The sequence below is a fragment of the Caballeronia pedi genome, assembly GCF_001544915.2.
In the GTDB taxonomy this organism is placed as follows: domain Bacteria; phylum Pseudomonadota; class Gammaproteobacteria; order Burkholderiales; family Burkholderiaceae; genus Caballeronia; species Caballeronia pedi.
In genome coordinates, this window is sequence record NZ_FCOE02000025.1 from 1 (window position 1) to 15,753 (window position 15,753).

Sequence of the window (15,753 nt, forward strand, 5' to 3'; positions counted from 1 at the left end):
ACGAACTCCGCGGTCGGGCAGGTCAAGAGTGAATCCAAGCTCAAGCTGAATCCGATCGTGACCTTCCTGTCGGTCGGCTATACGTTCTGAACCGGCAAGCTACCGCATTAAATGAAACGCGCTCCGCGCCACGCGGCTATCTCGCGCGGCCGGAGCGGCCCTGACGCGCTCAAATGCGTTTCCGACCAAAACGACGCTGGGTGATTGCCGGGTTCGGCGCTGCACTGGCATGCCACAGCGAACCCCTGCTAGAAAAAAACCGCTCTCCCACGCCGGTGCGCCAAAAATTCTCGCGTGCCAAAGATTTATTACATCAACCTTTCAATGTGCTCTATCATGCGAGACGAGCCTATCGGCTAAAAATTCCGACGAGAGCTGTCGTTGCCTCGGTGACGACACCTGAAAAACCTGAGAGAAATGAAAAACAATCTGTCTTCGAGAGCGGGGCGAGCAAGCCCTTACACGCCGAGAAATGTTGACAGCGAAATCGCTCACTTCGAGCGGGTCCTCGCCGGCGAAGGGGCGGATTCCTTGTTCGCCAGAACATATTGGCGCGGGCGTGTTTTGGACGTTAAAGCGACGAGCGGGCTCATCCCCCGGCAGCGCGAACGGCTCGACCGCCTTCTTGCGCTTTTTTCTGATCGTCTTCAGGCACCGGAGCAACGAGCACGATAGCGTGCGAGTCCGGGCACTTCATAGACGCTCAAATGCACTCGTCCGGTTCCCGGATGGAGCGGCCGATCACAATGTGCTGTGCTTCCACGACCTGAACAGATCCAGTAGCGTCCTCACCTGGCGGCCCAAGGTCACCTTCCGGTGCCACACCGCGCCCACGTCCATTGTCGGCACCGCCACGCTCAGGTCCCTGCGGCTGATGCGATTGCCTTCCAGCGACCACGGCCGATAGACAAGATCAGAAAGTATGGTCACGCCCTCGCCCAACGCGACGAGACTGCGCACCGCCTCGATCGACGTACTCTGCATGCGCACGCGCGGTGCGACACCGTACTTCCCCCAGTAACGCGCGACCGTCTGCACGTGCTCGTCCATGTCGAGCAGAAGATAGTTTTCCTGCGCGACGTCCTCGAGCGTCACGCGCTGCGTTTCGAGTAACGGATGATCGGGCGGCGTCCACAGCCGGCGCGGGGAGCGGATCATGGTTTCGCACTTCAGGTCGTCGTGCAGCGCGGTGTTGGAGACGAGCAGCAGCGCCATGTCCAGTTCGCCGTCGAGCAACTTGCGTTCGATGGTCTCGCGCTCACGCTCGATGACCTCCACCTGCAGATTGCGGAAGCGGCGCGTGACGGTCGACATCAACGACGGCAATAGATAGGCGGATATCGTCTCCGTCATGCCGATACGTACCCGCCCCGAGATCTGCTCCGGCACTTCCTGCGCCGCGAGCACCGCCTCCTGCACCGACTGTCGCGCTTGCTGCACGTGCCGCATGAAGCGCACACCCGCATCGGTGAGCCGCACGCCTTTGGCATGCCGGGACAGAAGCGGCACGCCCACTGCGTCCTCGAGGTTTTGCAGCGCGATGGTCATCGACGACTGCGAAACGTTGCACAGATTCGACGAACGCAAAATCTGCCCGGTATCGGCGACGGATAAAAAGTACTCGATCTGACGCAGGGTGATCTGCCGCGGCATATGAAACCGCCCAAAATGAACGGTATCTAAAAACTCTATATTGCCGGATCAAAAATATGAATTTGGCATCGTTTCCGGTTTCGTAGCATAGCCGTATGAAACCCGGAGACGGAGATGGAAGTACAGGAAAAAAAGGGCTACTGCACACTTTGCCGTTCGCGTTGCGGGACGATCAACATCGTGCGCGGCGACCAGTTGACGGAAGTGCGTCCCGACCGCGAACACCCCACGGGCCACGCAATGTGCCTGAAAGGCAAGTCCGCGCCGGAACTCGTGCACAGCCCGCACCGCGTGCTCCATCCCATGCGCCGCACTGCGCCGAAGGGCGCCGACGATCCGGGCTGGGTGCGCATCGGCTGGGACGAGGCGCTCGACGAAATCGCCGCGAAGCTCGATACCCTGCGCCGCGAGCACGGCGCCGAATCGGTCGCATTTGGCGTGACGACGCCGAGCGGCACGCCGATGAGCGACAGCATCGACTGGATCGAACGCTTCATCTGGTCCTACGGCAGCCCCAACATCTGCTACGCGACGGAAATCTGCAACTGGCACAAGGACGTGGCCCACGCGTTCACGTTTGGCTGCGGCATTCCGGTTGCCGACTACCGCCACGCCGAAGTCATTCTCCTGTGGGGCACGAACCCCGCCAACACGTGGCTCGCGCAGGCCGATGCCATTGCAGCCGGCCGCCGCAACGGCGCAAGACTGATCGTCGCCGATCCACGTCCGACAGCCCTCGCGCGCGAAGCCGACGTCTGGCTGCGCGTGCGTCCCGGCACCGATGCAGCGCTCGCGATGGGCATCGCGCGACGCATCATCGAAACGCGCAGCTATGACGATACGTTCGTGCGCACCTGGACCAATGCGCCTCTGCTGGTGCGGCGCGACAACGGGCGCTTTCTGCGCGAGCGCGATATTGATCCGCAGGCACCGGCGAATCGCTACGCCGTATGGAACGCGACGCGCGGCCGTGCGGAAGCCCTCGGCGCGGAGACCCACACGACGCCCGACGACCTGGCGCTCGAAGGCGTGTACACCGTCGGGGCAGTGGAATGCGAACCGGCGTTCGCGTGCTACCGGCGCGCGCTCGATGACTTCACGCCCGAGCGCGTCGAAGCCATTACCGGCGTCGAGCCCGATGCGCTCGAACGCGCGGCCGCCCTGCTTGCGCCGGGTGCGCGTATCGCGTATCACGCGTGGTCGGGCGTCGGCCAGCATACCAATGCGACGCAGACCGAGCGCGCCATCGCCACGCTCTATGCGCTCACAGGCGCCTTCGACACGCGCGGCTCGAATCGCGAGTACGTCAAGCAGCCGGCCAATGCCGTGAGCACGTACGCACTCTGCGCGCCGCAACAACGTGCGAAGGCGCTCGGCCTCGATGAACGTCCGCTCGGGCCGCCCGCGCAAGGCTGGATCACCGCGCGCGATATGTATCGCGCGATGCTCGAAGGCGAACCGTACAAGGTGCGTGCGTTATTCGCATTTGGCACCAATCCGTTGGTCTCCCAGCCCGATGCCGAATCCGCGCACGCCGCACTGAGCCAGCTCGAATTTCATGTGCATTGCGATTTATACGAAACGCCGTCGTCACGTTATGCGGACATCTTTCTGCCGATCAATACGCCGTGGGAACGCGAGGGCTTGCGCATCGGCTTCGAGATCGATGAGCGCGCGGTGGAACTCGTGCAGTTGCGTCAGCGCATGGTGAGCCCACGTGGCGAAAGCCGCGCCGATTATGACATCGTGTACGCGCTCGCGACGCGTCTGGACATGCACGACGCGTTCTTCGGCGGCAGCATCGAGTCGGGTTGGAATCATATGCTCGCGCCGCTCGGCCTCGATGTGGCGACATTGCGCGCGCATCCCGAAGGCATTTCGCGCCCGCTCGAACAACGCGAGAGGCAATACGCGCTACCGGTGCACGACGGTCCGCGCGGCTTTCGCACGGAGACGCTGCGCGTCGAGCTGTATTCGGAAAAGCTCTTGCGGCATGGCTATACGCCGGTGCCGGTGTTCGTACCGCCTGCGGGGATCGAACCGGAAGCGCGCGATCCGGCCTACCCCTACGTGCTCACTTCGACGAAGAACGGTTATTACTGTCACAGCCAGCATCGCGGCGTCACGCGACTGCGCAAGCGCGCGCCGTATCCGCTGGTCGAAATGAGTGCGGCGCTCGCGGCGAAGAAAGGCATCGAGAACGGCGACTGGGTGATCCTGCGCACCGCGCGCGGCTCGGCGCGTTTCGTCGCGCGAATAGAAGAGGCGCTCGCCGACGACGTGCTCATCGCCGAATACGGCTGGTGGCAGGCATGCGACGAACTCGGCATGCAAGGTTTCGACGCGCGCGGCAAGCTCAACAGCAACTTCAGCAATCTGGTGTCGGGGACGCAATACGATCCGCTCTCCGGCTCCATGCCGATGCGCGCGCTCGCCTGCGATCTGCAGCCCGATCCGTCGTTCGAACGCGAGCGGCGCGCGTGGAAAGGCTGGCGCGATTTCGTCGTGACGAATCTCGTCGACGAAGCCGAGGGTGTACGCACGGTCACCTTCGCCGCGAAAGACAATGGCCCGCTGCCCGACTACCTGCCAGGACAACATGTGACGGTGCATGTCGCGACGCTCGGCGAACGCGGCGCCACGCGCGCGTATTCGCTGGTCGGCCATGCGAAGGAACGCGGCCGCCGCACCCACACGATCTCCGTGCGCCATCAGCCGGAAGGCGCGATGTCGAGTCATATTCATCGCGAACTCGCCGTGGGCGACGAAGTGGCCTTGCGCGCGCCAGGCGGCACCTTCGTGCTGCCGATGCGCTCACGCCAGCCCGTGGTGATGTTCGCGGGCGGCATTGGCATCACGCCGTTCATTTCGTATCTGGAATCGCTCGCGCGCGATACCGCGGCGAAGCAGCGTCCCGAAGCATGGCTCTTCTATGCGAACCGTCACGGCGCAGCGCATGCGTACAAGCAGCGCATTCAGACGTTGCATCAAGAATGGCCCACATTGCGCGTGTTGGACTGCTACGCGCATCCGCGCGCGGAACTCGATGTGTTCGGCGTCGACTACGACCGCGCCGGTTATCTCGACGCGTCAGTGATCGGCGACGATCTGATCCGGCGCCGCGCGCGCTTCTACCTGTGCGGCCCCGAGCCGATGATGACGTCGATCATCGACGGACTCGTCGCGCGAGGCGTACCTGCGTTCGACATCTTCAAGGAAGCGTTCCGCTCGCCTTCGCAGCCGCGCGCCGATGCATCACAGGCCTTCTCGGTGACCTTCGCGCGCTCCGGGAAAACGGCGCGCTGGACGCCGGTGCAGGGCAGCCTGCTCGCGTTCGCCGAAAGCATCGGCGTATCGCTGCCGAGTGGTTGCCGCGTCGGCCAGTGCGAAAGCTGTGCGGTGCGCCTCGCAAAAGGCACCACCGATCATCTCTCGGGCAATGCACCCGAAGAACCCGACATGTGCTTCGCGTGCCAGGCGATTCCGCTGTCGGATCTCGTCGTCGAAGCATAACGACTCACGACTCACCACTCCCCTATCCACACACTCGCAAGCGCGCTTGACAGGAGACATCAGCATGGAACAGGTCACACACGCAAAGCCGCTACCGCCGGCATCGGACGCCGGCAACACAATGGAGCGCATGGCTGCGCGCGTAACGCGCTGGGCCGAACGGTGGTTTCCCGATGCGTACATCTTCGCGGCGATCGCAGTCATCGTCGTGGCGTTGGGTGCGCTGGCGATCGGCGCGCCGGTGCAGCGCGTGAGCATCGCATTCGGCGACGGCTTCTGGAGCCTCATTCCCTTCACGATGCAGATGGCCATCGTGGCGATCTCGGGCTACGTCGTCGCCGTATCGCCGCCCGCGTCGAAGGCGATTGCGTGGCTCGCGCGCCTGCCGAAGAGCGCACGCAGCGCGGTGATGTTCGTCGCATTCGTGAGCATCGGCCTGTCGCTGTTCAACTGGGCGATCAGCCTCGTTTTCAGCGGCCTGCTGGTGCGCGCGCTGGCCCGCCGCACTGATCTGCGGATGGACTATCGCGCTGCGGGAGCCGCGGCCTATCTCGGCATGGGCGCGACGTGGGCGCTGGGCCTGAGCTCGTCGGCTGCGCAGTTGCAGGCCAACGCCGACAGCCTGCCGAAAGCGCTGCTCGCGATCACCGGTGTGATTCCGTTTTCGGAAACGATCTTCCTGCCGCAATCGATGCTGATCGTCGCCGCGCTTACGGTCGTGTCCGTCGCCATCGCGGGCCTGTCCGCACCGGTCGGCGATCGTGCACGCACGGCGCAGGACCTCGGCGTGTCGCTCGACGACGTCGACATGAACCTGGCGAAACCCACACGTCCCGGCGAGTGGCTCGAATACAGCCCGCTCGTGACGATCCTGCTCGTGCTGCTCGGCAGCGTGTGGATCGGGCATGAGTTCACGACGAAGAACCCGCTGCTCGCGATCTCGAACCTCAACACGTACAACTTCGTCTTCATCCTGCTCGGCATGCTGCTGAACTGGCGCCCGCGCCGCTTCCTGAATGCGGTTGCGAAATCCGTGCCGTCGACGGCGGGCGTCCTGATCCAGTTTCCGCTCTACGGCGGCATCGCTTTCATCCTCACCAAAGCGGCGGCGCCCGGCGGCCTGCCCTTGTCGGACCATCTCGCGCACTTCTTCGTCGCGATCTCATCGCAGGGCTCGTTTCCCGCAGTGATGGGCGTGTACTCCGCGATCCTCGGCTTCTTCGTGCCGTCGGGCGGCGGCAAGTGGATCATCGAAGCGCCTTACGTGATCGAAGCGGCCAAGTCCCTGCAGGTGCATCTCGGCTGGGCCGTGCAGATCTACAACGCGGCCGAAGCGCTGCCCAACCTGATCAATCCCTTCTGGATGCTGCCGTTGCTCGGCGTGCTTGGACTGCGCGCGAAAGATGTGGTCGGCTTCACGTTCACGCAGCTCATCGTGCATATCCCCCTCGTGGTGTTCATGCTGTGGACGCTCGCGCCGACGCTGACCTACCACGCACCTGTCATGCCCTGAAAACACCACAAGGAAAATCTTCCAATGAAGATTCTGGATTCGACCGTCACGCGTGACGCACTGCCCTTCCCCGAACTGATCGACGCCTTACGCGAGATGTTCATCGAGGGGGCTCACGTGCCGCTTCGTCACAACCACAAGATCGAGACGGACAGCGACCAAGGCACCGTGCTCATCATGCCCGCGTGGCAGGCGGGGCGTTATCTCGGCATCAAGACCGTCAACGTGTTTCCCGGCAACGTGGCGCTCAGCCTGCCGGGCCTGCATTCGACCTATGTGCTCTACGACGCCCGCACCGGCGCGCCGCTCGCGCAGCTCGACGGCAACGAGATCACATCGCGCCGCACGGCGGCGGCGTCTGCGCTCGCGGCGAGCTATCTCGCGCGCAAGGACGCCTCGCGCATGACGCTGCTCGGCGCGGGCCGCGTGGGCAGTCTCGTGCCACAGGCGTATCGCGCCGTGCTGCCGATTCGCGAAGTCGACGTATGGGACGCGGTTCCCGCGGCATCGGAACGTCTCGTCGCGCGTCTGAACGAACTCGGCTTCCATGCGCGCGTCGCCGGCAATCTGCCGGAAAGCGTGGCGCGCGCCGATGTCGTGACCTGCGCGACGCTCGCCACCGAACCGGTCGTGCGCGGCGAATGGCTCGCGCCGGGCTCGCATCTCGACTTGATCGGCAGCTTCACGCCCGCGATGCGCGAAGCCGACGACGCGTGCTTCATGAACGCCACGATGTTCGTCGATACGTCGGAGGCGTTCCAGAAGTCCGGCGACCTGCTGGGTCCGCTGCAGCGCAAGATCATCGCCGATCCGCAGCGTTGGCCGACGCTGGAAACGCTGTGCCGCCAGCAAGCGTCGGGCCGCGCCAACGACACGGAACGCACGGTCTTCAAGGCAGTAGGAACGGCGCTCGAAGACCTGGCGGCAGCGGCGCTCGTCTATGAGCGGTGCGGGCGCGCTTAGCGAACCCTGACGCTCGAGTCGATGGATATTGCGCGCACATCCGCGAGCTTTGGCTACTCCTATCGAGCAAGAGCTTCCCGTAGCAAACCTGCCATTGGAATGACGGCTCTCGGCGTTGTCCAAACGGCAAATACGCCCATACACTAGCCCTTGGTCGCACCAAACGTCAGACCCGCGACGAAATGCTTTTGCATCGCGAAGAACATCGCAACCGAAGGCAGCGCGGCGAGAATGGAACCCGCGGAAACGAGATTCCACGCCGTCGTCCACTGCCCCTTCAACGCGGCGACGCCGACGGTGATCGGCGCCGCATCGTCGCCTTGCGTCAGACAAAGGGCCCAGAAATAGTCGTTCCAGACGAAGGTGAAGACCAGAATCGTCAAAGCGGCCAGCGCCGGACGAATCAGCGGCAGCACGATTCGCACGAACACCGTCCACTCGCCCGCGCCCTCGATGCGCGCCGCCTCGATCAGTTCGAACGGCAGCTGCTTGATGAAGTTGCGCAGGAACAGCGTGCAAAAGCCGGTCTGAAACGACAGGTGAAACAGAATCAGCGCGCCGACCGTGTTGAACAAGCCCAGACTCAGTGACAGGTCTCGCACCGGAATCATCAGGATCTGAATCGGCACGAAATTGCCCGCCACGAAGGTCGCAAACAAACCCGTGTTGCCCGGAAAGCGATAGATCGCCAGCGCGAAGCCCGCCATCGCGGCGAGCGCGATCGCGCCCAGCACGGCCGGCACCGTGATCAGCACGCTATTCATGAAGTAATGCAACATCGGCGACGCGGTCAGCGCCTCGCGATAGTTGGCCACGAGCGCGATATGCTGCGGCCAGCCCCAGTAATTGCCGAGGCTCAACTCTTCGCTCGAACGCACGGACGTGACCAGCACCGCGATCATCGGCAAGAGCCAGATCAGCAGCGCGACGGGCAGCGACAGTTTGTACAGGCGCCGGCTGACGGGCTTCCACTTCTGTACGGGAATCGGATACATGCGGGCCCCTTAGAGTTCGTTGCGCAGCATGCGGCGCAGGTGATAGACGATGTACACCAGCATGATCGCGAACAGCACCACGGCGATCGCGGCCGAATAGCCGATGCGGTAATACTTGATCGCCTGGTCGTACATGTAGTAAGCGAGCACCGTCGAGCTTTCGAACGGACCGCCGCCGGTCATGACGGAAATCAGGTCGAAGCTGCGCAGCGCACCGATCACGGTCACGACGATCGCCATGAAGGTCACCGGACGCAATTGCGGCAGCACCACATGCCAGAGCATCGTCCAGCCCTTCGCGCCTTCCATGCGAGCGGCTTCGAGTTGTTCGCTGTTGAGCGCGGTGAGACCCGTGAGATACAGAATCATGCAGTACGCGGTTTGCGGCCACAGCGCCGCGAACACGATGCCGAAGGTCGCGTAGTGCGCATCGCCGAGCACGGGCACTCCATGACCAAGTATCACGGCGAGCAGGCCGAAGGTCGGATCGTAGAACCACGAGAAGATCAGCCCGACGACGACGCCAGACAGCACGAACGGCGCAAAAAACAGCGACTTCACGATGCGAATGCCCGCGACAGCCTGATTCAGATACAACGCAACGGCCAACCCCATCGGCGGTGCGAGCAGAAACAGCACGAGCCAGATGAGGTTGTTCTTCAGCGCGGTATAGAAGGTCGGCGCATGGAACAGTTCGATGTAGTTGTCGAACCCGACGAAGGTCTTCTCCGTCATGCCGTCCCAAGCATGGAAGCTGAGCCAGATCGACGACAGAATCGGCCAGATGACGTAGATGCCGACCATGACGCAAGCCGGCGCAAGAAACAAGAACGCTGCCTTGCGCTGTCTTCGTGCAGTCGGTGACGGTCCGCGTCGTTTAGTGGACGCGCGCGGCGTATGAGGCATATGCGGCGGCACATGCGGCTTGTGCGGCGAATCGCTTAAGTCCTGACGTGTGACGGAATGCGGCACGACGTGTCTCCTGAGCGTTGCGATGGCACGCGACACATGCATGTCGCGCGCTCATTTCCCACGTCTCTACTTCTTGTAGATGCGTTTGCGTGTCTGTTCGAGCTGCGCGAGGATGCTGTCGAGCTGCGAGGGATCGGACACGAACTGCTGCATGCCCTTCATCCCTTCGTCGGCCATCTCCTTGGTCATGTCGCGATCGTAGAACTGCGCGATACCGCCCTTGGTATTGGACAGAATCTGGAAACCGATTTTCGAAATGGGATCTTCCGGTTCCGGCGATTTGCTGTTCGCGGACAACGAGCCCAAACCCTGCGCGAGCTTCGCGCCCATCTCGGGCGTCTCGACGAAAGCGAGAAACGCATGGGCGTCGGCCTTGTTCTTGGCGCGTGCCGGAATATGCAGCGATTCGACCGGGCCGTCTTCTGCGGTCGGCACCTTGGAGTCGATGATCGGGAACTGAAAATAGCCCATGTTCGGCTTCACGTTCGCCGGAAAGCCGCCAGTGATGAAAGTGCCCATCAGCATCATCGCGGCCTTGCCCTGGAACAGGAACGGCTGCGCGGCATCGAGGTCATAGGAGAGCGAGTTGTCGATGAAATCGTGATCGTCGAGCAACTGTTTCCACGCCGTATAAACCTTCTTCACGCGCGGATCGGTGTAGGGCACGTTGCCTGCCATCAATTGCTGATGGAACGCATTGCCGTTCAAGCGCAGGTCGAGATAGTCGAACCAGCCGGCCAGTGTCCACGCATCGCGCCCGCCGACGGCGAACGGTGTGATTCCCGCGGCTTTCAGCTTCTTGCACGCATCCATCAACTGGTCCCAGGTTTTCGGCTCCTCCGTGATGCCGACTTTCTGGAACAGATCCTTCCGATAAAAAAGGCCCCACGAGTAGTACACGGTCGGCGCGGCGTACTGCTTTCCGTTGTATGTCGACGATTCCTTGGTCGATGCATACATGCTGTCCCAGCCGTTCTTCTTCCAGTCACCGCTCAGGTCTTCGAACAGGCCGCGCTTCGCGTAATACGCCATGCGCTCGCCGTTGTGCCAGTTCACCACATCGGGCGCAACGGTCGACAGCCAGCCCGGCAATTGCACCTTGTAGGCTTCTTCATCGACGAACGAGACTTTCACATCGACATCGGGATGCGCTTTTTTGAACGCATCGACGACTTCCTGCCACACCGCGCGCTGGCTCGCGCCCTTGAACGCGATATTGATGGTCATGGTCGCAGCCTGAGCGGCGGTCGTCGCGAACGACGTCACGCCCAGCGTTAGGGCGAGCGTCGTGGCGGCGATGCTCATGCGTGCTTTTAGGCTTCTTGCTGGCATTCTCGTCTCCTGATCGTTTTCGTATGTGGATCGTTGCTGCTGTGCTTCTTCAAGTCATGCGATAAGCGGCCACGCCTTGCGGCGCGACTTCTCGTGTGCCGATGACGAAACGAGCATCGGTGACACCATCGATCGTGTGCGTCGCGTTCGAATAATTGAATACGTAGGCGATGCCGCCGCGATGGCTCACGCGAACATCGTTGCCCAGCGGGGTCGGCGACAATCCTGCTTCGCTGGCGATACGAGCAAACAGCGTCCGTGTGAGACTTTCATCGAAGATGCTGGTGAAGTAATGCATCTTGCCGCTTTGAACGTAAGCGGGATGACCGTCCGCGAAACGCGCGTGAATCGTGGCGTGTTGCGCATCGGCGAGTTCGATCAGATCGCGCCAGTGCCGTGCATGGCCATTGCCCGCCGCATCGCCGTTGACTTGCACCGGCTCCGTCACGTTGGGCCGCATCGATTCGACGCGCCATACGCGAACGGGCAACACGGCCGCGAGCGGTCCCGGCGGCAAGTTATGCGGAATCTGCAGGCTGTCGGTCTTCGATCCGGTCCGTGGCGCCAGCACGACATGCGCGCCCGATGCCGTGAGCCGCGCCGCGAAATCGTCGGGCACGATCGGCAGCGGAGGCACGACGACCATCGCATAGCCATCGAGCGGCGCATGCGCGGACACGATATCCACATCGAAGCCGAGCGAACGCAACGCCGAGTAATACTCGAACGCAAAGCGCGGATAGAAAAAGTCTGCGCCCTGCGGATGAATTTCGAACAGCCACTTCGCTTCGTAGTCCCACACCAGCGCGACCTTGCCGCGTACATCGTCATTCGCATCGGCATGCGCGGCTTCGACCTGCGCGATTTCGTGCGCAACCGTCGCTGCTTCGCTACCGCCCATGTCGAGCCGATTGTCCGGCGTATTGAGGCCCGCGTGCATCTGCTCCTGCGCGAACGGCGCCTGCCGCCATCTGAAGTAGGAGACGCAGCCCGCGCCGTGCGCAAAGGCTTCCCACGACCACAGCCGCACCATGCCCGGGAGCGGCGACGGATTCCAGTGCGCCCAGTTCACCGGACCCGGCTGCTGCTCCATCACCCAGAACGGCAGCTTCGACATGCCGCGATAGACATCGTGATTGAAGGACGCGAAGTCCGGATGCCCTGTGCGCAGATACTTCTGCTTCACTTCGGGCGCAAACCATTGTTCTTCGAGCGCGCCGAGCGGATAACTGTCCCATGTCGCGATATCGAGATCGCGCGCGACAGGATAGTGATCGAACTCGGTAAAAAGCTGCATGAAGTTATGCGCGATCGGGCGTCCCGGCGAATGCGCGCGAATGATCTCGACCTGCATGCGGTTGTAGCGCGCGACTTCATCGGAGGCGAAGCGCCGGTAGTCCAGCCGATGCGAGGGATGCGCTTCCGTCACCGTTGCAATGGCTGCGTCGATCTCGTCGAAGCTGCGATATTCCATGCTCCAGAACACGGTGCCCCACGCGCGGTTCAGCGCGTCGATCGTCTCGTAGCGCGCCTTCAGCCATTGACGAAAACGTTGTACGGCAGCGGCCGAATAACTCACGACCGTGTTATGGCAGCCGTACTCGTTGTCCGTCTGCCAATACGCGACGGCGGGATGGTTGCCGTACCGCTGCGCGACCGCCTTGCAAATCACACGTGATGCCTCGAAATACGACGGCGACGAGAAATCGTAGTGACGGCGCGAACCGAATGCGCGCGGACGCCCATCGGCGCCGACCGGCAGAATGTCCGGATGGCGGTCGATCAGCCACTTCGGCGGCGTCGCGGTCGGCGTGCACATCACGACTTCGAGTCCTGCCTGTGCGAGCACATCGACGGCGCGATCGAGCCAGTCCCAGTCATATTCGCCAGGCGTTGGCTCGATCCGGCTCCACGCGAATTCCGCGATCCGCACCTGTGCGATACCGAGCGCCTTCATGCGGCGCGCGTCGTCCTCCCACATCGATTCCGGCCAGTGTTCCGGGTAATAGCAAACTCCGAGGCGCATGTATCTTCCCTTATGCAGTGTGTGCGAAGGCGCTGAGTGGCGTGACGGCGAAGCCATCGGCCGTGAAGAGATGGCAGGTGTGCGGGCGCACGACGAAGCTGGCGCGCTGTCCTCGTTCGACCTTCGCGTTGCCGGGCACTTTGGCGATGAGCACATCGCCACCGGGTTCGTCGAGATGCACGTAGCTGTGTTCGCCGAGATGTTCGGTCAGCGAGACCGTGCGCGCGAGTGTCGCCTCGCCTTTCGAACGATCGCCCGCACCGAGTTCGAGATGCTCGGGACGCACGCCGAGCGTGACGGGCTGCTGCTCCTGCAGAGCGCTACCATCGACGGCAATGGGCACCGCTTCGCCGGTGTGATCGAGCGTCACGCTCACGCCATGAGAATCGATCGCGCTCACTTTCGCCGCCAGAAAATTCATGCGCGGCGAGCCGATGAAACCCGCAACGAAGCGGCTCGCGGGACGGTGATACAACTCGAGCGGCGCACCCACCTGGGCGATGCTGCCGAGACGTTCGGTATCCGCGCCGGCGTGCAGCAGCACGATCTTGTCTGCGAGCGTCATCGCCTCGGTCTGATCGTGCGTCACGTAGACGACGCTGGCGCTTGCGAACTGCTTGTGCAGCCTTGCAATCTCGATACGCGTCTGGCCGCGCAGCGTGGCGTCGAGATTGGAGAGAGGTTCATCGAACAGGAATACGCCCGGCTCGCGCACGATCGCGCGGCCGATCGCCACGCGCTGACGCTGACCGCCCGACAGTTCGCGCGGTTTGCGTTCGAGCAGCGCATCGAGTTGCAGAATGCGCGCGGCTTCACGTACGCGCTGATCGATTTCCCCTTTCGACTTCTTGGCGATCTTGAGCCCGAAGGCCATGTTCTCGTAGACCGTCATATGAGGAAACAGCGCGTAGCTTTGAAAGACCATCGCCACGCCGCGCTCGGCGGCCGGCACGTCGTTGACCACGCGTGAATCGATCAGCAGGTCGCCATCGGTGAGATCTTCGAGACCGGCGATCATCCGTAGCAAGGTGGACTTGCCGCATCCCGAAGGACCGAGAAATACGCAGAATTCGCTCTTGCCGATCTCGAGATCGACATTGCGAATCACCGGCGCGTTACTGCCGTAGGCCTTCTGCACGCCTTTCAAGGAAATGCTCGCCATCGCCTGAGCTCCGTGATTTAATTAGCCGAACACGGAGATTAAGCGCTTAATCAAACGAGAGAAGAGTACCGTCGCAAGCAGCATTTGCATGATTGTCTCCGTGAATCGTTTTGATGGTTTGACGCATGGTGCCGTGCCTTTGAAGACGAAGCAAATAATGAGAGCACCTCCCACATAGTGATTTTCTGGCGAAGCGCGATGCCCACACTCAACGAAGTCGCCCGGCGTGCCGGCGTCACGGCCGCCACGGTCTCGAACGTATTGCGCAATCGCGGCCGGGTCGGCGAAGAGACGCGCCAGCGCGTGCTCGAAGCGGTTGCCGCGCTCGATTACCGCCCTCACCTCACGGCACGGGCACTGGCCGAGGGACGCGCGCCGACTCTCGCGCTCATGGTGTCCAGCATTGCGAATCCTTTCTATCCGGAGTTCGCACTAGCAGTCGAACGCGCCGCGCGTGAGAGCGGGCATTTCGTCATCATCTGCAACACCAATGAAGATCCGCTGGCGGGCCGTGCGATCCTTCAGCAGATTGCGGGGACGCTATCGGAAGGCGTATTGGTGATGAACGCAAATCTCGACTTCGACGATCTGCATACGACGCAGGCCAATGGCACGCCTGTGGTGTTGTGCATGTGGGAACGTCCCGACGATCCGCCGGGACTGCCATGCGTCGCGGTCGATTTCCGACTGGCGGGCAAGCTCGCCGGACAGCATCTGATCGAACTGGGGCACACGCGCATCGGCGCAATCGTCGGCAGTAAGTCGATGGGCATTCACGCCTCTCGTTACGACGGCTTTGCCGACGCCATGCGCGAAGCGGGACTGGACATCGTGACCACGAACACGATCCACGCACCGGACACCGTGCAAGGCGGGTATGCGGCCACGTTCGAATTGCTCGCGCGCGACGCCGGCATCACGGCCATCTTCGCGACCAACGATCTCCCTGCGCTCGGCGCTATCGACGCGGCAGCCGATATGGGTCGCTCCGTACCGCACGATCTTTCAATCGTGGGCATCACGGACATCCTTCTGGCGCAGCAATGGCGGCCCCCCCTTACCACGGTCGCCGTGCCCACAGTCGAGGCTGCGGGCTTGGCCGTTGCGTTGCTACGCGAGATGATCGAGGAGCCTCAGCGCGCAGCCGATCGTAGTAATCGGCGATGGCGTCTGCTCGCAGCGTCGGAGCCGCACTTGGTCGTGCGCGGCTCGACAGCATGTTGCCTGCGGCGCTAGCTCGACTCGCGGTTCACCGCACGCCGTAACACTGTGCCTGCGCGCTGCAACGCCAGGCAAGCTTCTCGGCTATTCGCCATTCACTAAGGTCAAGACCCGACGCGGGCCAGTCGGAAAGCAAAACCAGAACAAACCTGTCCCTGATCGGACCCGCAAACAATATGCTTTCCCGTCCCCGGCTTGAGTTTCCTGAAGTCTTGTCGCGAAGCTCTCAAGCCTAGCTCCGCAAATCACAAAACCGCGCTGCAACTCACGACGCTGAAGGCATTTGGCGACACTCTCATCAATACAGCGGCACGAGAACTCGGGAATTTTTACTACCAGAGGTACAGCAATTTTTAACCATAATATTAGATTTTCTAATATACGTTAGAAAATTTGGCAAATT

Annotated in this window: 11 protein-coding genes; 5 read left to right on the forward strand and 6 right to left on the reverse strand. The window is 62.3% G+C overall.

The features are described from left to right. The first annotated feature begins 173 nt into the window (after window positions 1-173). Window positions 174-479: a hypothetical protein gene (locus AWB80_RS44100; protein ID WP_160147479.1), complete on the forward strand. Its 306-nt coding sequence runs from the start codon at window positions 174-176 to the stop codon at window positions 477-479. 262 nt (window positions 480-741) lie between these two features. Here AWB80_RS44100 and AWB80_RS28480 read toward each other — a convergent pair whose 3' ends face one another. After that, window positions 742-1,653 carry a LysR family transcriptional regulator gene (locus AWB80_RS28480; protein ID WP_061178028.1) on the reverse strand — a complete coding sequence of 304 codons (912 nt, stop codon included), beginning with the start codon at window positions 1,651-1,653 and terminating at the stop codon, window positions 742-744. A gap of 114 nt (window positions 1,654-1,767) precedes the next feature. On the opposite strand from AWB80_RS28480, the gene AWB80_RS28485 reads away from it, so the two are divergent. The 3 genes from AWB80_RS28485 to lhpI all read left to right on the forward strand — a co-directional run bounded on the left by AWB80_RS28485 (window position 1,768) and on the right by lhpI (window position 7,642). Next, window positions 1,768-5,166: a molybdopterin-dependent oxidoreductase gene (locus AWB80_RS28485; RefSeq protein WP_061178029.1), complete on the forward strand. Its 3,399-nt coding sequence runs from the start codon at window positions 1,768-1,770 to the stop codon at window positions 5,164-5,166. Window positions 5,167-5,230: 64 nt separating this feature from the next. Next, window positions 5,231-6,679: a short-chain fatty acid transporter gene (locus AWB80_RS28490; protein ID WP_061178030.1), complete on the forward strand. Its 1,449-nt coding sequence runs from the start codon at window positions 5,231-5,233 to the stop codon at window positions 6,677-6,679. Between the two features lie 24 nt (window positions 6,680-6,703). Continuing rightward, on the forward strand, window positions 6,704-7,642 hold the full coding sequence (lhpI, locus tag AWB80_RS28495; protein WP_061178031.1) for a bifunctional Delta(1)-pyrroline-2-carboxylate/Delta(1)-piperideine-2-carboxylate reductase: 939 nt from the start codon (window positions 6,704-6,706) through the stop codon (window positions 7,640-7,642). A 143-nt stretch (window positions 7,643-7,785) separates the two neighbouring features. On the opposite strand, the gene AWB80_RS28500 is transcribed toward lhpI, so the two are convergent. The 5 genes from AWB80_RS28500 to AWB80_RS28520 all read right to left on the reverse strand — a co-directional run bounded on the left by AWB80_RS28500 (window position 7,786) and on the right by AWB80_RS28520 (window position 14,129). Next, entirely contained in the window at window positions 7,786-8,637 is an 852-nt protein-coding gene (locus tag AWB80_RS28500) for a carbohydrate ABC transporter permease (RefSeq protein WP_061178032.1), read from the reverse strand. Window positions 8,638-8,646: 9 nt separating this feature from the next. After that, window positions 8,647-9,543 (reverse strand): carbohydrate ABC transporter permease, encoded by an 897-nt coding sequence (locus AWB80_RS28505; RefSeq protein ID WP_425266896.1) that lies wholly within the window; start codon window positions 9,541-9,543, stop codon window positions 8,647-8,649. A gap of 132 nt (window positions 9,544-9,675) precedes the next feature. Continuing rightward, window positions 9,676-10,914, reverse strand: coding sequence for an ABC transporter substrate-binding protein (locus AWB80_RS28510; RefSeq protein WP_208635700.1), 1,239 nt, complete (start codon window positions 10,912-10,914; stop codon window positions 9,676-9,678). 76 nt (window positions 10,915-10,990) lie between these two features. Continuing rightward, on the reverse strand, window positions 10,991-12,967 hold the full coding sequence (locus tag AWB80_RS28515) for a beta-galactosidase (protein ID WP_061178034.1): 1,977 nt from the start codon (window positions 12,965-12,967) through the stop codon (window positions 10,991-10,993). Between the two features lie 10 nt (window positions 12,968-12,977). Further along, window positions 12,978-14,129 carry an ABC transporter ATP-binding protein gene (locus AWB80_RS28520; RefSeq protein ID WP_061178035.1) on the reverse strand — a complete coding sequence of 384 codons (1,152 nt, stop codon included), beginning with the start codon at window positions 14,127-14,129 and terminating at the stop codon, window positions 12,978-12,980. A gap of 198 nt (window positions 14,130-14,327) precedes the next feature. On the opposite strand from AWB80_RS28520, the gene AWB80_RS28525 reads away from it, so the two are divergent. Continuing rightward, window positions 14,328-15,365 (forward strand): LacI family DNA-binding transcriptional regulator, encoded by a 1,038-nt coding sequence (locus AWB80_RS28525; RefSeq protein ID WP_061178119.1) that lies wholly within the window; start codon window positions 14,328-14,330, stop codon window positions 15,363-15,365. The last annotated feature ends 388 nt before the right edge of the window (window positions 15,366-15,753 follow it).